Origin of the sequence: Paraburkholderia sp. MM6662-R1, from assembly GCF_050436245.1 — a bacterium.
Lineage (GTDB): Bacteria > Pseudomonadota > Gammaproteobacteria > Burkholderiales > Burkholderiaceae > Paraburkholderia > Paraburkholderia tuberum.
The window spans coordinates 404,973-423,023 of the sequence record NZ_JBNDLV010000003.1; the positions used below are offsets into that span (position 1 = coordinate 404,973).

An 18,051-nucleotide genomic window follows, 5' to 3' on the forward strand; every position below is an offset into this window, starting at 1 on the left:
TCCCCACCTACCGGCCGCGCACGTCACGCACGCGGCCGGCGGACCCGTGTTTTGCCTCGCAAGGAGCATCCGGATGTCCCAGACCACCTCGAATGCCGCCAACGGCATCGCGCCAGGCCGTCTCAGTGCCGAGCAACTGGGCTGCAATTTCGCCGACGTCGCGCCGCCGCTTTCCGCGAATGCGGCCGTGATCGCCGCCGACCGCTGTCATTACTGTTACGACGCGCCTTGCGTGAACGCGTGCCCCACGGGCATCGACATTCCCGGTTTCATTCGCAAGATCGGCAACGGCAATCTCAAGGGCGCGGCGCGCGATATCCTCAGCGCGAACCCGCTGGGCGGCATGTGCGCACGCGTGTGCCCGACCGAGATTCTCTGCGAAGGCGCCTGCGTGAGAAATCATCAGGATGGCGAGCCCGTTCAGATCGGCGCGCTGCAACGTCATGCCACGGACTTCCAGATGGCCCGCGAAGCCGCCGGTGCCCCTGCGCTCTTCAAGCGCGCCAGCGAGACAGGCCGTCATGTTGCCGTGGTCGGCGCGGGTCCCGCGGGTCTCGCCTGCGCGCACACGCTCGCGCTTGCCGGGCATCGCGTGAGCGTCTTCGACGCGCGCGAACAGCCGGGCGGCCTGAACGAGTACGGCATAGCGGCGTACAAGACCGTCGACAACTACGCGCAGCGCGAAGTGCGGTGGCTTCTTTCCGTTGGCGGGATAGAACTGCGCCAGGGCCAGCGACTGGGGCATGACGTGACGCTTGCGGAGTTACGCGCGGCGTATGACGCGGTGTTCATCGGCGTGGGCCTTGGCGGCACGCATACGCTCTCCATCGAGGGCGAACTGCTCGACGGCGTGCTCGATGCCGTGGATTTCATCGCGCGCGTGCGCGAGGCCGACGATCTGGCCAGCGTGCCCGTCGGTCGCAAGGTGGTGGTGCTCGGAGGCGGCAATACGGCAATCGACGCCGCCGTGCAAAGCCGCAAGCTGGGCGCGGAGCAAGTGACGCTCGCCTATCGTCGCGGCGCGGCGCAGATGAGCGCCACCTGGGCCGAACTGGAATTCGCGCGTAGCCAGGGGGTGACGTTGGCCGAGTGGATGAAGCCGCTGCGAATCGTCGGCGACACGCAGGTGCGGGCCGTGGAATTCGAGCGCACCGGGCTCGATATGAGCGGCGCATTGCGTGGCACTGGGGAGATCGTGCGCGTGGAGGCCGATATGGTGCTGAAGGCAATTGGCCAGACGCTGTTACCCGAAGGCCTCGACGGGTTGCAACTCACCGAGGAAGGCGGGCGCGTCGCGGTGGATGCGAACGGCGCCACGTCCCTTGCGGGCGTTTTCGCAGGCGGCGACTGTGCCGGCCACGGCGCCACCGATCTGACCGTCCAGGCCGTGCAGGACGGCAAGCTTGCCGCGCATGCGATCGACCGCTTCCTTGCGAGTCAGTCTGCCAAGGCCGCCTGAGCCGCGTGATAGCTACACCGAATCCAGATAAAACGAAGGAGTCGCATCATGGCCGACTTGCGCTGCACGATTGCCGGCATTCAATCGCCCAACCCGTTCTGGCTCGCTTCCGCGCCGCCCACCGACAAGGCCTACAACGTCAATCGCGCCTTCGAGGCGGGTTGGGGCGGCGTGGTCTGGAAGACGCTCGGGCTCGACCCGCACGTGGTGAATGTAAGCTCGCGCTATGGCGCCACCACCTGGCGCGGCCAGCGCATGGCGGGTCTGAACAACATCGAGCTCATCACCGACCGGCCGCTCGACGTGAACCAAAAGGAAATCGCGCAGGTGAAGCGGGACTGGCCCGACCGGGCGCTCATCGTCTCGCTGATGGTCCCTTGCAACGAGCACGACTGGAAGTGGATTCTGCCTCAGGTGGAAGACACTGGCGCGGACGCTGTGGAGCTGAACTTCGGCTGTCCGCACGGCATGAGCGAGCGGGGCATGGGCGCGGCGGTGGGTCAGGTGCCCGAGTACATCGAAATGGTCACCCGCTGGGTGAAGGAAGGCACGCGCTTGCCTTGCCTCGTGAAACTCACACCGAACGTCACCGACATTCGTCACGGCGCGCGCGCGGCGATGAAGGGTGGTGCGGACGGCGTCTCGCTCATCAATACCATCAACTCGATCGTCGGTGTCGATCTCGACGTCATGGCGCCGCTGCCCACCGTAGACGGCAAGGGCACGCATGGCGGCTATTGCGGTCCTGCCGCGAAGCCCATTGCACTGCACATGGTCGCGGAGATTGCGCGCGACCCGCAAACGCAAGGCTTGCCCATCTCTGGCATCGGGGGCATTTCCGACTGGCGCGACGCCGCGGAATTCATCGTGCTGGGAGCGGGCAGCGTGCAAGTATGCACCGCGGCGATGCACTACGGTTTCCGGATCGTCAGCGACATGATCGACGGCCTTTCCAACTGGATGGACGACAAAGGGTACGCGAGCCTCGACGCGATTCGCGGCCGCGCCGTGCCGAACGTCACCGACTGGCAATACCTGAACCTCAGCTACGACATCAAGGCGCGTATCGATCAGGACCGCTGCATCCAGTGCGGGCTCTGCCATATCGCCTGCGAAGACACCTCGCATCAGGCGATCACCGCCACGCGCGACGGCAAGCGCCACTTCGAGGTGGTCGATGCGAACTGCGTCGGGTGCAATCTATGCATGCATGTTTGCCCGGTCGATCAATGCATCACGATGGAGCGTGTCGATTCGGGCGAGCGCTACGAGAACTGGACCACGCACCCGAACAACCCGGCGCGTGTCGCCGACCCGAAAGCCGCCTGACATTTCGAAGCCGGATCGAGCCGGACCCACGACAAGCAGGTGGCACGGAGAACCCACCTCATGAGCCAGCCCTTTGCAGTCGACGCCAATGCGCGCCGCGCCGAAAGCGAGCTATACAACGATGATCTCGCGCCCACCGGCGTTGCGCAGCGCACATGGCGCTGGTATCACTTCGCGGCACTTTGGGTAGGCATGGTGATGAACATCGCCTCCTACATGCTCGCCGCCGGCCTCACCGAGCAGGGCATGGCGCCATGGCAGGCCGTGCTAACCGTGCTGCTCGGCAATCTGATCGTGCTCATGCCGATGCTGCTGATCGGTCATGCGGGTACGAAGTACGGCATTCCTTATGCGGTGCTCGTGCGAGCGTCGTTCGGCACCCAGGGCGCCAAGCTGCCAGCCATGCTGCGCGCCGTCGTGGCGTGCGGCTGGTACGGCATTCAATCATGGCTTGGCGGCAGCGCCATCTACACGCTCGTCAACATCCTCACGCACAACGCGCTGGTGGGCGACGCACTGCCGTGGCTCGGCATTTCGATCGGACAGGCTAGCTGTTTCCTCGTCTTCTGGGTGTTCCAGCTGTACTTCATCCTGCACGGCACCGATTCGATCCGCTGGCTCGAAAGCTGGTCCGCGCCCATCAAGGTGGTGATGTGCGCAGTGCTCGTGTGGTGGGCATGTTCGAAGGCAGGCGGCGTGGGCTCGATGCTGTCGCAACCGTCACAGTTCGCCGCCGGCGGCAAGAAGGCGGGCCTCTTCTGGGCGACGTTCTGGCCGAGCCTCACGGCCATGGTGGGCTTCTGGGCCACGCTCGCGCTCAACATTCCCGACTTCACGCGTTTCGCAAAAACGCAAAAAGACCAGTTCGTGGGCCAGGCCATCGGCCTGCCCATTCCGATGGCGTTGCTCTCGGTGGTCTCCGTGGTCGTGACCTCGGCAACGGTTGTGATTTACGGAAGGGCGATCTGGGACCCGATCGACCTCACGAGTCGCATGGAGGGCGTCGGTGTGGGCATCGCGCTCATCATCCTCACACTGGACACGATGTGCTGCAATCTCGCCGCGAATCTCGTCGGGCCAGCTTACGACTTCTCGAGCCTCTGGCCCAAGGGCATCTCGTACAAGACGGGCGGTCTCATCACCGCGGGTATCGCCATCGTGATGATGCCGTGGAAGATCCTTGCCACCACCCAGGGCTACATCTTCACGTGGCTCGTCGGTTATTCGGCGCTGCTCGGGCCTGTGGCCGGCATCCTGATGGTCGACTACTTTCTCGTTCGCAGCACACGCCTCGACACGGCCCAGCTGTTCGAGGAAAACGGCGAGTACGCCTACTCGAACGGCTGGAATCCGGCTGCCGTGATCGCGCTGATCGCAGGCGTGCTGCCGAACCTGCCGGGCTTTCTCAATGTCGCGTTCCCCAATGCGTTTGCCACCGTGCCCGATGCGTTCAAAAGCATTTACACCTATGCGTGGTTCGTGGGGCTCGCCATTGCGGCGCTCGTCTATGGCGTGATGATGAAGCTCGGCAAGAGCCGGCGCCCACGTGTTGCGAGCGCGTGAGCGTTTCAAGCGTGAATGTTCAACTGAAGGAGACTTGGCATCATGGCGATCCTGATTCGAGGCGGCACCGTCGTCAATGCAGACAAGAGCTGCCGTGCGGACGTGCTCTGCGAAAACGGCGTGATCCAGAGCGTTGGCGAGAACCTCGATGCGCCTGCGGGCGCGACCGTGGTCGACGCCGGTGGCCAATACGTGATGCCTGGCGGCATCGATCCGCACACGCATATGGAGTTGCCCTTCATGGGCACGACCGCCAGCGACGACTTCTACACGGGCACGGCGGCGGGGCTTGCGGGCGGCACGACATCGATCATCGACTTCGTCATCCCTAACCCGAAGCAACCGCTGATGGACGCCTTTCGCGAGTGGCGCGGCTGGGCAGAGAAAGCCGCTTCCGACTATGGCTTTCACGTGGCGGTGACGTGGTGGGATGAAAGCGTGTATCGGGACATGGGACTCCTCGTGAACGAGCATGGCGTATCGAGCTTCAAGCACTTCATGGCCTACAAGAACGCCATCATGGCCGACGACGAGATTCTCGTGAACAGCTTTGCGCGCTCACTCGAACTGGGCGCGCTGCCTACCGTGCATGCGGAAAACGGCGAGCTCGTATTCCAGTTGCAACGCCAGTTGCTTGCGCGCGGTTTCACGGGGCCCGAGGCGCATCCGCTTTCACGGCCACCCGAAGTCGAAGGCGAGGCAGCGAATCGCGCCATCCGCATCGCGCAGGTGCTCGGCGTGCCGGTGTACATCGTGCATGTCTCGGCGAAAGACGCGCTCGAGGCGATCGCGCGCGCACGCGGCGAAGGGCAGCGCGTATTCGGCGAAGTGCTCGCGGGGCATCTCGTGATCGATGAGTCGGTCTATCGCGACCCGGACTGGACGCGCGCCGCCGCCCACGTGATGAGTCCGCCGTTCCGTACCCAGGAGCATCGCGACGCGCTCTGGCGCGGGCTTCAGGGCGGCCTGCTGCACACCACCGCAACCGACCACTGCGTGTTCTGCGCTTCGCAGAAAGCCATGGGCCGCCATGATTTCACGAGAATTCCGAATGGTTGCGGCGGCGTGGAAGATCGCATGGCGGTGTTGTGGGATCAAGGTGTGAACACCGGCCGGCTCACGCCGAACGAATTTGTGCGCGTCACCTCCACCAATGCGGCGCAAATCTTCAACCTGTACCCGCGCAAGGGCACGGTGGCCGTGGGTGCAGACGCCGATCTCGTCGTCTGGGATCCCGAGGCCACGCGCGCGATATCGGTCAAGACGCATCATCAGAACGTGGACTTCAACGTGTTCGAAGGGATGACGGTTCGCGGCGTGCCGACACACACCGTCTCACAAGGCGAACTCGTGTGGGCGGACGGCGACCTGCGCGCGCGGCGCGGAGCCGGGCGTTATCTGAAGCGGCCCGCGAATCCCGGCTATCTGCAGGCCTCGCGCCTCGCGAAGAGCCTGAAGCAGACGCAGCCGGTGCATCGCGAAGGTGACGCACCACAATAAACACGGCAACGCGTGGAGGCACTGCAGGGGATATCGGGGGCTCGACGCGACAGGATTCGCGTTGCGCCCGGTAGTTCGAGTGCAAACCGGTCGGCGCTTTTTATCTGCGTCGGAGTTCGCCATTGAGCGATCAGATACAAGAACAGCGCGAGCCGGGGGGCGGTCATGGTTGAATGAGTAATCCGTATCTCGCGGTTAGTGTTTCCCGCGTTCCGCGATCCATGCGCTATCCGGTCGCTGTTCCAGTCAGCGATTCACAGGCCTGCCAGAGGCGTCTTGCATCGGTTCCGTTTCTTGCCTGACTGGCGACGTTCGCTGGTCCCACGTCTCGACCACGTGTTTCGAACAATCCGAGCGGACCATAGTAGCCGCCGTCGACGACATCGGCCGCGGTTGCGGCATAGAGCGTGGAAAGCGCGCCGGTCTGGTCACTGTTGAACAAGATATCGATCAGTCCGCCTAGCGCAGAGCGGACGATCGGGCTTGCGGCAAAATGGTCGGCACGGAACAGATTCGTATTGGCGACGCCGGGATGCGCGGCAACGGACATCACGCGCGATCGTGCGGCGCGCAACCGGCGATCGAGTTCGAACGCGAACATGAGGTTGGCGAGCTTCGACTGTCGATAGGCGGTCATCGGACGGTAACGACGGGTTGCCTGAAGGTCGTCGAAGTCGAGCCGCCCGGTCTTGTGTGCGATAGAGGCAACCGTGACCACGCGCGGCCGCTCGGCAGACGCTCCTGCCGCCATCTCGAGCGCAGGCAACAGCAGGCGCGTCAGGGCGAAATGCCCGAGTACATTGGTGCCGAACTGCAATTCGAAGCCGTCGACCGTTTCGAGGCGTCGGCGGGGCGCCATGACGCCCGCATTATTGATGAGGATGTCGAGCGGCCGGCATTGCGCGAGTTCGCGATCGCAAAAGGCGCGCACCGAAGCAAGGCTTGCGAGATCCAGTCGTTGAAGCCGCAATCGGGCGGCGGGCAGTTCCCTCTGCAGACGGGACAGGGCATCGGCGCCGCGCTGTTCGTCACGGCAGGCGAGTACGACTTCCGCGCCTGTGCGAGCCAGTATTGCAGCGACGTGATAGCCGATGCCGCTGTTGGCCCCCGTGATGATGGCGCGTCTGCCGTGCTGAGGCGTGATGTCGTCGATGCTCCATTGTTTGTTCTGGTTCATTGGCGATTGTCGAGGGAAGGCCGTTAGCCGGAGAGAATGCTGATTAGCATACCCCTTGCACGCGCGCCGCATGTGCTGGACATTCTCGGGTTTCGCACGGGTCCGGCGGCTTCCTGAGTCGGGCGCGCAGCGCGCGCATGTAATGCGTGTGAAACGCAAGGCGGGCGTCCTGCCCCGTTACATCAGCCGAAGCACGATTCTCTGAAGGAGGGAGGGCAGGTCGCGTCGAGCGTCGACCACGAGATGAACGAAAACGGTCTCGTCGCGGACCTGATAAATGATCCAGTTCTTGCCGGAAAGTCCTTGCCGGAAACCGTCCTCGAAGAAGCCCTCAAGCTCGGCAGGCGCATGACCGCTAGCGGGGAACTGACGAATGTGCGTGATCGTTTCCTGCAGTTGCGTCGATGGTATTGTCAAGTTGGCGCCGGGGTCGACGAATATAATGGGGCATGAAGAAAGCTTCCGTTTCCGTTTTGCTGTCGGCCGAGGCGCCGATTTCGTTCAAGGGCTATCGATTTCCGCCGGACATCATCAGCTACGCGGTGTGGGTCTACTGCTGGTCAGCTCTCTCCTCGTTCAAGAGGAAGCGATATTCCCTCTCCGGACGCCGATTCCGCTAGCTGCGCCGCTGCGATAGTTGCTCCATCCCGAACTCCGCGGCGCGCTGCGTCGCCATTTCGTTTGCGGCAATCGCCCATTTGCCACACGCCGGGCGGTCCCCGGCTACTTCTCGTCATGGCTCACACCTTTGGACTACATCATGAGCGAGTACGTCAGAACTTACAGAGGGTTGGAGATCTATCCCCTCGTCTATTCCCACATTCCCCGGGAGGCCGTTGGGTCATTCGACTATGATGCCGGCTTTGACGCTGCCGTCAGGATATGCCGCCGAGGCACCCACGACACACTGACGGCCAGCCGCGTATTTCGGATCCCACATCGTGCGCCGTTTGGCGATGCGGGCGAGGCGCGCATGGCATCCAACGACTATGCGGAGCGCCTGATTGATGGCGAGGTTGACGGGCAGTCTATGCGTGATCTATGAGCGAACGGCGATACGGTCCAATGCGCGAGGAAACGTGAATGCAGCATCTATGCTAGGCGAGAAGAACTATGAGGTCGTCGCCTCGTCCCGCCGGACGATAAATGGCGCCGTTCCGACCTTGAAGGTGACCCGCCTTTACGACAAGCGGGTTATCTATCCGTTTTGCGGTTGCCCGGACATGCCTCTATTCGACGATCCACAGAGCGCGAAGAATTTTGCCGAGGTGTACGGCTGGCAACTTGTGAAGGGCGATATTGCGGTTCCAGAGTGATCTGAGGGACCACCGTCGAGAGCCGCCGATTACGCTTTTCGGGTTGCATCGAGATAAGGCCAAACGGGCAGGAAAATTTCATGGATTCTCAATGCTGCTAACGGCTATACGATTGCATACGTTCCGCAGGATACGATGGTGACGAGCCCGAGCGGTTTTTTCTTCCCGAGAGAGGCGACTATTCTTCGTGACGAGCCAGCACGTCCTCATTGACGAGCCGAGCGGCCATTACCCTAACCGCATCGAAATCGAACCGCACGTCGATCCGGCGAACCTCGGTGCTTCCACGTTGATTTCAGTCCCGCTTTATGTCGACCGGCCGGGCAACCGTGCGGCAGGCACGCGACCTAATTGCGAGCGCCTCGGCGTATTTTCGAGTCAACCCATGCCTGCCGAAAGGGGCGTTGCGTCGTACACTGTCAAATTCGACATAAAAGGAGGCCATCGTGAGCAAAGCCCATGACGCCAAGAAGACGGAAAAGAAAGTCGCCACGAGGACGCCGAAGGAAAAGAAGGACGCGAAGAAGCTGAAGAAGGAGGCTTCGAAGCGTCGGTGATCTTGCAGTGCCACGAGCGCTGCTAAATAGCCGCGGCACACGGTGGCACGATCGAGGTGAGATCGGACGAACAAGAGATGTCTTCATAGTGCGCCTGCCGCGGCAGCAGTTACCCGGCGAGCGCTCAACCAAGGAAAAAATTGACTACCGTAATTCTGAAACCCGACGAGCCCGTGGAAGTTGCAATACGCCGTTTCCGTCGCGCGATCGAGCGCACCGGCTTGATTCCGGAGCTTCGTGCCCGGACAGCCTACGAAAAACCTACCGCAGAACGCAAGCGCAAAAAAGCTGCTGCAGCGGCACGCCTGCGCAAGCAGATCAAACGGTCGTTGCCGCCGAAAAAGCGGTACTGACCGGGAACTGCCGGGCAGCTATGCTGAAGCGGCCGTCTAGTGCCCAGGCAGGCGTCCCGCGTAACCTCCGCATGGGGAACCGGCTCTGATCTGCACCCAGTGGCCGGTTGAATCCGCCTTCGCATACCGGCCACTTGATCTTCTGCGATCGATAGACAGCTTCGGATCGGGTGCTGTCCGCCGGGCTCGTCGACGCAGCCGGCAACAATGAAGCCGCCTCGATGCTCAAGCGTGACGTCGACAACCTGGCCGCGTACTTCGGGCGATTTGCCCCGCAAATACTCACCGCAAATTATGGCACGGAGATCTGGACGCTCTTCGAAGCAGGCCGGCTGCATGTCGATGCCGAACTGACCGGCCGCATCGAGGTCGACACGCGACGTGTGGACCTCGATGGCGTGCCGCAGGAACTCGAAGAGACACGTTTTGAGGAGGACGCGCGAGTGCGGCGACAGCAGGAACTGAGCGCAGGCCGGTAACCATGCTCAATGTCCCCCGAAGATCGTCCGAATGTGAAGGTCTTCGAGGATGACCTTGCCCCTGTTTGGCGAATCCCTTAACCGAGGAAATTACGCAGCCTCGCCTTGCTGGGCTGCGAACCAGTTTTTCTCGAATGTCATGGGACTGACGTAGTCGAGTGTCGAGTGTAACCGGCGTGCATTGTACAAGCCGTCAACACAACGCCCATATCAGCGAATCAAAGGAGGTTCTCTACCGCTGGCATCCGTGGTACGGGCACACGGTATGGATTTTCACCACGATAGAGAGGAAGAACGCCGAGTCAGTGCTGCGCTGTGGGCGAGAGCCGTTCGACACGGCAGGCTTGCTGGAGGTGCCGCAATGGATGTTCGATCCCGTTGCCTGCTGTCGCATTACCTCGGCAACGTCTCCCGCCGTCAGCTGTGAAGCATTGAGGGAACTGAAGTACCTGCTGGCGCAGGCGCCTGCTGCCACGCCGCGCGGTATGGTACAAGCCGAGCACCATCCTTTGCTCCGTACAGGAGGTGCTGATGCGACGCCAGACAAACCCCCAACCGGGCGGTCAACTCGACCTGTTCCGTCCCTTTCCGAAGACACCACAATGGGCGCACCTGCCGCAGGAGGTCCGGCAGCAGACGGTGCGTTTGCTGGCGCAACTGCTGCGGCAACAGCGTCGCGGGTTGCTCGCCGCCGTACACGAGCCGGAGGTGCGCGATGAGTGACAAGATTCGGGCGCAGCATCTGGCGCGCAAGGCCATGCTGTACGTGCGCCAGTCGTCGGCCTATCAGGTCAGCCACAATCTGGAGAGCCAGAAGCTGCAGTATGCGATGCAGGATCGTCTGCATCAGTTGGGCTGGAACGAGATCGAGGTGATCGACGAGGATCTGGGACGCTCTGCGGCCGGAACGCAAACGCGCACGGGCTTCGAACGGATGGTCGCAGAGGTCTGTCTTGGGCACGTCGGCGCAGTTGCCGCTCGCGAGGTTTCACGATTCGCGCGCAACAGTCGCGAGTGGCAGCAACTGGTTGAGGTGTGCCGCGTCGTCGACACGGTGCTCGTCGATCAGGAGACCGTCTACTCACCGCGGCAGAGCAACGATCGTTTGCTGCTCGGCTTGAAGGGCAGCCTGAACGAATACGAGCTGGATCTGTTGCGTCAGCGTTCGCTCGAAGCTCGTCGGGAGAAGGCCAAACGCGGCGAACTCATTGTCGCGGCGCCGGTGGGTTACTGCAAGACCGAAGACCAGCGCCTGGAGAAGGATCCGGATTTGCGCGTGCAGGACGCCATCCGCTCGGTATTCCGCCAGTTCGGCGCGATTGGTTCGGTGCGTCAGACGTTGTTATGGTTCCTGGAGCACGGCCTGCAGTTGCCGGCATGCATGCCGCGCGGCGAAATCCAATGGAAACGGCCGAGCTACGGCACGCTGTACCGGATCCTGACCAACCCGATCTACGGTGGCACGTATGCCTATGGCAAGACCGAATGCGCGATCCATTACGAGGCTGGGGAACCACGCAAACGTGATCGCCGCAAACCACGGGATCAGTGGCTTGCGCTCATTCCGAATGCCCACGAAGGGTACGTTGACTGGGACGAATTCGAACGGATCCAGTGTGCCATTAGCGGCAACCTGCGTCTGGCCGGACACGCTGGCGCCCCGAAGAACGGTGAGGCTCTGCTGGCGGGACTGTTGCGCTGCAGGCGCTGCGCGAGCAAGCTGACGCTACACTACACGGGTAACAGGCACGACGCCTTGCGCTATAGCTGTCATCGCGGCTGGATGGACAAGGGGCAACCGCGTTGTATTGCGTTCGGTGGCACACGCGCGGACGCGGCCATCGCCGAGGCGGTCTTGCAGGTCGTTCAACCGGCGGCAATTGAGGCAGCAATCGTGGCGCGCGAAGAAGAGACCCTGAAGCAGGACGAAGTGCTGGCCGCGTTGCAGCGGGATCTTCAGGCTGCACGCTACGCCGCGCAACGCGCGCAGAAACAGTACGATGCTGCTGACCCCGAGAACCGGCTTGTCGCCGACGAACTGGAGCGGCGCTGGAATCATGCGCTACTACGCGTAGAGGAACTGGAATCGCGTATCGAGCAACAGTCGGGCACATCCGGCCAGATACCGCCTATCCAGCCAGAGGAGTTTGCCGATCTTGCCACTGCATTGGAATCGATCTGGCCGCAGGCCGACGCCCGCCTGAAGAAGCGCATAGTGCGCACCCTGATCCACGAAGTCGTCGTTGACGTTGACGACGCAACGAGCGAAATCGTGCTCGTCATTCACTGGAAGGGCGGAGTACATACCGAGATTCGCGTACCGCGGCGGCGCCGCGGAGAGAACACTACGCATACGTCACGTGAAGCAATTGATGCCGTGCGCCAGCTCGTCCGTGTCTGTCCGGATCTGGTGATCGCCGGCGTACTCAATCGCAATGACCTGCGAACCGGCCGGGGTAACTTCTGGACCCAGGAGCGAGTCACCGCGTTGCGCAGCCACCATCAGATCCCGGTCTATTCGAGCGAACGACGTGCTGCTGAAGGATGGATGACGTTGACCGAGGCATCGGCGTTCATCGGTGTGAGCCCCGGAACGCTCAGGCTCGCAGTTGAGCGCAACAAGATCCCAGCCGAACATCCGTTACCCAACGGGCCATGGATCTTCAATCGCAATTCGTTAACCGGGGACGCAGTTACCGAACTCGTCGAACGGGCTCGCGCACGGCGTGGACACCCCACAATACCAACGACACAACAGGGCTCTCTAGATTTATCAACAACATAGCGAGGTTGGGCAGTATGAAACGCACTTGTAAAAGCCCAGCCAGTCAATCACCTCATCCATTGCGGCACGCCGCGTGGCGAAGTGCCGGCCATGCATGCGTGCTACCTTCAGCGAACCCCACAGACTTTCGGTCGGCGCGTTATCCCAGCAATCGCCGCGTCGGCTCATCGACGAACTCATGCCATAGGCCTTCAACGTGTCCTGGAACAGGCCGCTGCAATACTGGCTACCCCGGTCGCTGTGCACGATTACGCCGGCTTCCGGGTGGCGCCGGAACCACGCCATACGCAGTGCGTCCGTGACCAGCTCAGCCTTCATGTGCGGCTGCATCGACCAGCCCACCACCTGCCGGCTGAACAGGTCGATGATGACCGCGAGGTACACCCACCCCTCGGCTGTCGCCAGATAGGTGATATCGCTCGTCCAGACCTGGTTCGGTGCAGTGGCGGTGAAATTGCGCTCCAGCAGATTCGGCGCCACCGGCAAATCGTGGTTCGAGTTCGTCGTTGCGATGTACTTGCGCTTGTGGCGAGCGCGAATGCCATGCTGCGCCATCAGCTTGCGAACCCGCTCCTTGCCCACGCGCACGCCACGCGCGAGCAGTTCCTTCCACATGCGCGGCCAGCCGTACTCGCCCTTGACCTGCGCGTGAATCGCCTTGATGTTTGCGAGCAGTGCATCGTCGCTCACGCGGCTTCGGTGCGGCCTGCCCTGCGCGGCGCGTTGCCGGCGCTGATGATATCCGCTGGGGCTGACCTCCAGCACTTCGCACAGCACCGAGACCGACCAGTGGCGTCGATTGCGCTCAATGAATGCGTACTTCACATCGATTCCCTGGCGAAGTACGCAGCGGCTTTTTTTAAAATATCTCGCTCCATCTTCAGGCGAGCTACCTCCGCACGCAGCCGGGCCAGCTCCATCTGTTCCGGGCTTACTGGCCTTGTCCCAGCTCCCGCCAGCTTGCCTTCCCGCTCAGCCTTCACCCAGTTGTACAGCGTCTGTTCAACCACACCCAGTGTCGCCGCCACTGCTGCCATGCTTTGCCCGGCCTTGACCAGTCGCACCGCTTCCAGCTTGAATTCGAGCGTGTACTGTGCCCGCTTTGCCTTGCCTGTCATCGTTCTTCTCCTTGCGTGAGTTTACCTGCTCAGCAAGGGATTCGTTTTTCGGGGGCAAGCTCAACGGCGCGCACACCAGGCAGTCGAATCCCTTCTGCACGAGCTGACGATAAAGTCCATAGCCGCACGGGCCCGCCTCGTAGACGATGCGGATGTGCCGCGCCTTCGATTGCAGGCGCGTACACAGCCGATCAATATCCGTCTTCGTCGTGCCAATCTTGCCGAGCAGTTCGACCTCGCCTGTGCCCAGCGCATAGGCAACCGTGATCGAATCCTTGTGAACGTCGAGCCCTACGTACAGTGTGATATCTTTTTCCACGCTGGCCTCCGTGATGGATATCGCCGGGTGTGGCCCTGTCCACACCGTGCGGCTCTGGCAGAAATACTAACCCGCGTTTGAGTCCTCGCGGCGGGCCAGCCTCTACCTCGCGGAGTCATACTGACTAGTGAATCGCGTCTTGTCGCCGACCATTTCACGGCGCTGATCGATCAGGCTCATCAGACAACGCATACCCGCGCTTTGCGGCCTCAGCGGAGCGAACCGCTCGGGATGCAAAGCAGCAGATCGAGTGCCAGTTTGGCATCGGTGGGATCGTCTTTGGCCCGACTCGGTTTGAACGCCTCGCGGTATTTTGCGAGCGTCGATGGATTAAACGGAAAGAGGACCAGGAAATCATACTTCTGAAGCGCGGAAACTATTGGTCCCCTTGCCAGCTCGAGGGCAACTGCGATCATCCCGTCAAAGCGCTGATGCAATCCATTTGCCCACTCATCAATGCATGCGACCTGATGGGAACACAACTGAACTCTCGACTGGTGTCGTCGGCAGCCTGCAGGCAGATATCGTGTTTCGTATCCGCCCAGTCGATGCCTACATACGCTGCAAACTGCTGATCCGATAGAGGCGACATGTGAACCTCTGCAAGTGATAGATTGTCTGGCAGGGACATGCATGCTTGCGCTCTGCGAAGCCAATATAGTGAGCCGGTGCGACGGCGAACCCTGAGTATTCGTTGACGAGCGCAAGCGCACCTGCGGACTTGGAGCTAAAGCCGCAAACGTCCAGGCGTTTGGGTCGAGATATTCGTAGCCCCGCGGGTGCATGTTCCGCTTGCGCTGGCAGCAAGCTGCCAGTGCTACCAGTATCAGTGAAAGCGGAACGGACTATCTATACAGGGTCGATCAATGGACCATTCGACTGTGCACTAACAGGCGCTCACGCTGCTGCCTGCACTGCAGAGGAAAGCGATTCGCGAGTGTAATCGCTCGGCGGGCAAGAACTGGCGCGCATCGTGACGCGAGGAGCTAGAGCATGTCACACGTTCCCTACCTACGATGGTTGCGGCCGGCGGGTGTGCGATCGGTCCGGCTGACTACCGGACTGGTGATGTTCACCTACGTAGGCACGCATCTCCTGAATCACGCGCTGGGGAATATCTCGCTCGCATGGCTGGAGCGTGATCTGCTTGTGCAGAAGTACGTCTGGCAGGGATGGCTTGGAACGGTCGTGCTGTACAGCGCGCTCGTGACGCATTTCTTCCTGGGTCTGTGGGCTTTGTACGAACGGCGCTCGCTGCACTGGACTCCGGGCGAGGTTGCGCAACTCGTTCTCGGCTTGTGCATACCGCCGCTGCTAGCCAACCATCTTGCGAATACGCGGGTCGCCTTTGCCGAGTTCGGCCTGAACAAGGGCTACGCGCAGGAACTGTACTCGTTCTGGATCGATTCACCGTTCTTTGGCGGTGTGCAGTAAGCGCTAGTTTTCACGCACCTAGCTTCTGCCTTTGAGAAGGTCCACGATTGCGTCCGCAACCCAAACTTGCGGACGCAATCCATGACCGAGAATGACCTGACCTTTTTGCCCTTGCGGGTGACACGCGTTGGTGTCGGCGGCAAGCGCAGTTTCCACCCGTCAGACAAGCGACGACTGGTCGACGCCTGCCTGCAGCCAGGCGCATCGCTGTCTGGCCTCGCCCTGAAGGCTGGGGTGAACGCCAACCAGTTGCGCAAATGGGTTCGGCTGCGCGAACAGTCGACTTCCTCCGCGAGATTCAACACTGCTGTCGGGTTGTCGGCCTTCGTGCCGGTCGTCGCGATCGACGACGCGGCGCCGACGACACATGTTGCGCAGCCGACGCCTGAACTGGATCGCGCAGATCTGTCGCCACCGGCGACACAAGCTGCGCGCCTGTCGGCCAGATTGCCCAACGGTGTAAAGCTTGAGCTCGAATGCTCAGGGCGCGACGCCGCACTGGTGAGCGCGATGATTGCCGCACTGAGAGCCCAATGATGTTCCGGTTCGAGGCGAACATTAAGGTCTTCCTGCATCGTGAGCCGATCGATTTCCGTGCCGGTATCAATAGCCTCGTGGCACTGGTCGAGCAGTCCATGCAACTCGACCCATTTGCACGTGCCGTGTTTGCCTTCCACAATCGCAGACGCAACCGGGTCAAGTTACTGTTCTACGAGCGCACCGGCTTCTGGCTGATGCTGCGGCGCCTCGAGCAGGACCACTTCGTCTGGCCACGTCGGCAACAGGCTGTGATCGAGTTGACGACCGAACAGCTGCATTGGCTCCTTGAGGGCATTGACGTTGACGCAGTGCGCCGCCATCCGGCACGGCGGTACCGTCACGCGAGCTGAACGCCGGGCGTTCCCAGTAAAAACAACGGGCGGGTGGACGGTTACAAATTCCCGTAAACCCGTCGCGCGCAATCATTCGCTATCCTGGGAGCATGAACGAAGACGACTTCTCCCGATTGCCGTCGGTCGCCCAGGCCTATATCCGTGAACTCGAGGCACGCAACCGGCAGCTGGGCGAACGGATTGCCCAGTTGGAGGAGCAGTTCCGCCTGGCGCAGAGCAAGCGCTTCGCGCCGAGTAGCGAGAAGCTCGGGGCTCGTGTCTTCGACGAGGCCGAACAGATCGCCGCCACCGACCACGACGACGATGACGCCGGCGATGCCGAAGGCACGTTCGCGCTGCCCGATACTGGCCTGCCAGATGTACCCGGGGCGGCACGGAACAGGCCCGGACGCAAACCACTGCCGGCGCACCTGCCACGTCAGCGCATCGAATACGACCTGCCCGAAGAGCAGAAGATCTGTCCATGCTGCGCACACGCACTTCACCGCATGGGCGAAGAGGTCAGCGAACAGTTGCATATCGAGGTGAAGGCGTCCGTGCTGCAGCACGTGCGCTTCAAGTACGCGTGCCGCCACTGCGAACGCCATGCCGAACGCACGCCGGTGATCACCGCACCGATGCCAGCGCAGCCATTGCCGGGCAGCAATGCCAGTGCGGCGATGATCGCCACCGTTACTGCCGGCAAGTATGTCGACGGGACACCGCTATACCGGATGGCTCACGCACTGGCGCGCGCAGACATCGAAGTCGGACGTGGCACGCTGGCAAACTGGATCATCCGGCCCGCTGAACTGCATTACCGCCGGCTCTATGAGGCATTGCGCAAGACGCTGCTGTCGCAGCCGTTGATCCATGGCGACGAGACAACGGTGCAGGTGCTCAAGGAGCCCGGCAAGACCGCGCAGAGCACATCGTATATGTGGGTCTACCGCAGTGCCGAAGACTGTGCGGAGCCGGTCGTACTGTTCGACTATCAGCCGGGGCGGGGGCAGGAATATCCTCAGGCATTCCTCGCCGGCTATGAAGATCTGCTGATGACGGACGGATACGCCGCCTGGCGTACGCTCGAAGGACCAACCCACTTCGGCTGCCTGGCTCACGCCCGTCGGGCCTTCGTCGACGCGCTCAAGGGCATGAAAAAACCCGGCGGCCGCGCCGGGCAGGCATTGGAATACTTCAAGGCGCTGTATCAGGTCGAGGCGCTGGCCAAAGCCGATATGCCCGAAGGCGAGACGCGCGTTGACTACACATACCGGCTGCGCCAGCAGCACAGCGTGCCACTACTCGAAGCGTTCAGAAAGTGGCTGGACGAACAGGCGCCGCAGGTTCTGCCAGAAAGCCTGCTGGGCAAGGCAATCTCATATACACGCAACCAGTGGACGTATCTCTGCCGCTACGTGAGCGACGGGCGTGCCGCCGTCGACAACAACGTCATCGAGCGCGACATCAGACCATTCTGTACAGGCCGATCCTCATGGCTGTTCAGTGACACTGTTGCCGGGGCGAAAGCGAGCGCAATCGTTTACAGCCTGATGCTCACGTGTCGAGCCTGCAATGTCGAACCCTACGCATATCTCGTGCATGTGCTGACCGAATTGCCGCAACGCGCACCGGATGCCGATGTCACAGACCTGCTGCCCTTCAACTTCGCGAAGCTCACGGCTGCAGCACGCAACCCCGTTTGATTTGACCAGCGCATTGGCGCGAACTTCACCAATCGACGCGCTGTCGTGAGACGCCATCTCCCCACCACCCAGGGACGTCAATTC

At 61.8% G+C, this 18,051-nt stretch carries 16 protein-coding genes and 4 pseudogenes; 15 read left to right on the top strand and 5 right to left on the bottom strand.

Translation table 11 applies throughout. The features are described from left to right. Positions 1-73: 73 nt before the first annotated feature. From OKW39_RS24425 to hydA, 4 genes are read left to right on the top strand one after another with little or no spacing between them, the layout of a single operon-like run. Positions 74-1,459 (top strand): NAD(P)-dependent oxidoreductase, encoded by a 1,386-nt coding sequence (locus OKW39_RS24425; RefSeq protein ID WP_429359924.1) that lies wholly within the window; start codon positions 74-76, stop codon positions 1,457-1,459. A gap of 48 nt (positions 1,460-1,507) precedes the next feature. Beyond that, a complete protein-coding gene (gene preA / locus OKW39_RS24430; protein ID WP_429563906.1) occupies positions 1,508-2,788 on the top strand; it encodes an NAD-dependent dihydropyrimidine dehydrogenase subunit PreA in 1,281 nt (426 codons plus the stop codon). Between the two features lie 60 nt (positions 2,789-2,848). Then, on the top strand, positions 2,849-4,351 hold the full coding sequence (locus OKW39_RS24435) for an NCS1 family nucleobase:cation symporter-1 (RefSeq protein ID WP_184033163.1): 1,503 nt from the start codon (positions 2,849-2,851) through the stop codon (positions 4,349-4,351). 42 nt (positions 4,352-4,393) lie between these two features. After that, positions 4,394-5,851 (top strand): dihydropyrimidinase, encoded by a 1,458-nt coding sequence (hydA, locus tag OKW39_RS24440; protein ID WP_429563907.1) that lies wholly within the window; start codon positions 4,394-4,396, stop codon positions 5,849-5,851. A gap of 226 nt (positions 5,852-6,077) precedes the next feature. Here hydA and OKW39_RS24445 read toward each other — a convergent pair whose 3' ends face one another. Both OKW39_RS24445 and OKW39_RS24450 read right to left on the bottom strand, forming a co-directional pair. Then, positions 6,078-7,100, bottom strand: a complete 1,023-nt coding sequence (locus tag OKW39_RS24445; RefSeq protein WP_429563908.1) for an oxidoreductase — start codon at positions 7,098-7,100, stop codon at positions 6,078-6,080. A gap of 105 nt (positions 7,101-7,205) precedes the next feature. Further along, entirely contained in the window at positions 7,206-7,445 is a 240-nt protein-coding gene (locus OKW39_RS24450) for a type II toxin-antitoxin system RelE/ParE family toxin (RefSeq protein WP_429332799.1), read from the bottom strand. 32 nt (positions 7,446-7,477) lie between these two features. Here OKW39_RS24450 and OKW39_RS24455 point away from each other — a divergent pair. The 7 genes and pseudogenes from OKW39_RS24455 to OKW39_RS24485 all read left to right on the top strand — a co-directional run. Next, positions 7,478-7,582: pseudogene (locus OKW39_RS24455) on the top strand (IS6 family transposase); the annotation flags it as partial. A 206-nt stretch (positions 7,583-7,788) separates the two neighbouring features. Next, positions 7,789-8,073, top strand: a complete 285-nt coding sequence (locus tag OKW39_RS24460) for a hypothetical protein (RefSeq protein WP_429332800.1) — start codon at positions 7,789-7,791, stop codon at positions 8,071-8,073. A 34-nt stretch (positions 8,074-8,107) separates the two neighbouring features. After that, positions 8,108-8,344, top strand: a complete 237-nt coding sequence (locus tag OKW39_RS24465; RefSeq protein WP_429563909.1) for a DUF6723 family protein — start codon at positions 8,108-8,110, stop codon at positions 8,342-8,344. Positions 8,345-9,041: 697 nt separating this feature from the next. Next, on the top strand, positions 9,042-9,254 hold the full coding sequence (gene rpsU, locus OKW39_RS24470) for a 30S ribosomal protein S21 (RefSeq protein ID WP_090812766.1): 213 nt from the start codon (positions 9,042-9,044) through the stop codon (positions 9,252-9,254). A 188-nt stretch (positions 9,255-9,442) separates the two neighbouring features. Continuing rightward, positions 9,443-9,733, top strand: a pseudogene (locus OKW39_RS24475) (PA4780 family RIO1-like protein kinase); the annotation flags it as partial. A 531-nt stretch (positions 9,734-10,264) separates the two neighbouring features. After that, on the top strand, positions 10,265-10,456 hold the full coding sequence (locus OKW39_RS24480; protein ID WP_027803874.1) for a hypothetical protein: 192 nt from the start codon (positions 10,265-10,267) through the stop codon (positions 10,454-10,456). Then, the gene (locus tag OKW39_RS24485; RefSeq protein ID WP_429563910.1) at positions 10,449-12,518 is read left to right on the top strand and encodes a recombinase family protein; all 2,070 of its coding nucleotides are present in this window, start codon (positions 10,449-10,451) and stop codon (positions 12,516-12,518) included. The genes OKW39_RS24480 and OKW39_RS24485 overlap by 8 nt, the downstream gene beginning before the upstream one ends. 27 nt (positions 12,519-12,545) lie before the next feature. Here OKW39_RS24485 and OKW39_RS24490 read toward each other — a convergent pair. The 3 genes and pseudogenes from OKW39_RS24490 to OKW39_RS24500 form a co-directional block, all read right to left on the bottom strand. After that, positions 12,546-13,636, bottom strand: a pseudogene (locus OKW39_RS24490) (IS3 family transposase); the annotation flags it as partial. Positions 13,637-13,682: 46 nt separating this feature from the next. Next, positions 13,683-13,955, bottom strand: a pseudogene (locus OKW39_RS24495) (IS110 family transposase); the annotation flags it as partial. 209 nt (positions 13,956-14,164) lie between these two features. Beyond that, positions 14,165-14,437 carry a hypothetical protein gene (locus OKW39_RS24500; RefSeq protein ID WP_429359912.1) on the bottom strand — a complete coding sequence of 91 codons (273 nt, stop codon included), beginning with the start codon at positions 14,435-14,437 and terminating at the stop codon, positions 14,165-14,167. Between the two features lie 586 nt (positions 14,438-15,023). Between OKW39_RS24500 and OKW39_RS24505 the strand changes: the two genes are divergently transcribed. The 4 genes from OKW39_RS24505 (at position 15,024) to tnpC (ending at position 17,967) form a co-directional block, all read left to right on the top strand. Continuing rightward, a complete protein-coding gene (locus OKW39_RS24505; RefSeq protein WP_429563911.1) occupies positions 15,024-15,389 on the top strand; it encodes a hypothetical protein in 366 nt (121 codons plus the stop codon). A gap of 81 nt (positions 15,390-15,470) precedes the next feature. Next, positions 15,471-15,926 (top strand): IS66-like element accessory protein TnpA, encoded by a 456-nt coding sequence (tnpA, locus tag OKW39_RS24510; RefSeq protein WP_429354897.1) that lies wholly within the window; start codon positions 15,471-15,473, stop codon positions 15,924-15,926. Beyond that, positions 15,923-16,279: an IS66 family insertion sequence element accessory protein TnpB gene (tnpB, locus tag OKW39_RS24515; RefSeq protein ID WP_165572787.1), complete on the top strand. Its 357-nt coding sequence runs from the start codon at positions 15,923-15,925 to the stop codon at positions 16,277-16,279. The genes tnpA and tnpB overlap by 4 nt, the downstream gene beginning before the upstream one ends. A gap of 92 nt (positions 16,280-16,371) precedes the next feature. Continuing rightward, positions 16,372-17,967: an IS66 family transposase gene (tnpC, locus tag OKW39_RS24520; RefSeq protein WP_429562207.1), complete on the top strand. Its 1,596-nt coding sequence runs from the start codon at positions 16,372-16,374 to the stop codon at positions 17,965-17,967. Positions 17,968-18,051: the final 84 nt, after the last annotated feature.

Excerpts from the sequence above, each read along its gene's own strand:
- OKW39_RS24425 (WP_429359924.1), top strand. The coding sequence starts at position 74 with ATGTCCCAGACCACCTCGAATGCCGCCAACGGCATCGCGCCAGGCCGT.
- preA (WP_429563906.1), top strand. The coding sequence starts at position 1,508 with ATGGCCGACTTGCGCTGCACGATTGCCGGCATTCAATCGCCCAACCCG.
- OKW39_RS24435 (WP_184033163.1), top strand. The coding sequence starts at position 2,849 with ATGAGCCAGCCCTTTGCAGTCGACGCCAATGCGCGCCGCGCCGAAAGC.
- hydA (WP_429563907.1), top strand. The coding sequence starts at position 4,394 with ATGGCGATCCTGATTCGAGGCGGCACCGTCGTCAATGCAGACAAGAGC.
- OKW39_RS24445 (WP_429563908.1), bottom strand. The coding sequence starts at position 7,100 with ATGCGGCGCGCGTGCAAGGGGTATGCTAATCAGCATTCTCTCCGGCTA.
- OKW39_RS24460 (WP_429332800.1), top strand. The coding sequence starts at position 7,789 with ATGAGCGAGTACGTCAGAACTTACAGAGGGTTGGAGATCTATCCCCTC.
- OKW39_RS24480 (WP_027803874.1), top strand. The coding sequence starts at position 10,265 with ATGCGACGCCAGACAAACCCCCAACCGGGCGGTCAACTCGACCTGTTC.
- OKW39_RS24485 (WP_429563910.1), top strand. The coding sequence starts at position 10,449 with ATGAGTGACAAGATTCGGGCGCAGCATCTGGCGCGCAAGGCCATGCTG.
- OKW39_RS24505 (WP_429563911.1), top strand. The coding sequence starts at position 15,024 with ATGTTCACCTACGTAGGCACGCATCTCCTGAATCACGCGCTGGGGAAT.
- tnpA (WP_429354897.1), top strand. The coding sequence starts at position 15,471 with ATGACCGAGAATGACCTGACCTTTTTGCCCTTGCGGGTGACACGCGTT.
- tnpB (WP_165572787.1), top strand. The coding sequence starts at position 15,923 with ATGATGTTCCGGTTCGAGGCGAACATTAAGGTCTTCCTGCATCGTGAG.
- tnpC (WP_429562207.1), top strand. The coding sequence starts at position 16,372 with ATGAACGAAGACGACTTCTCCCGATTGCCGTCGGTCGCCCAGGCCTAT.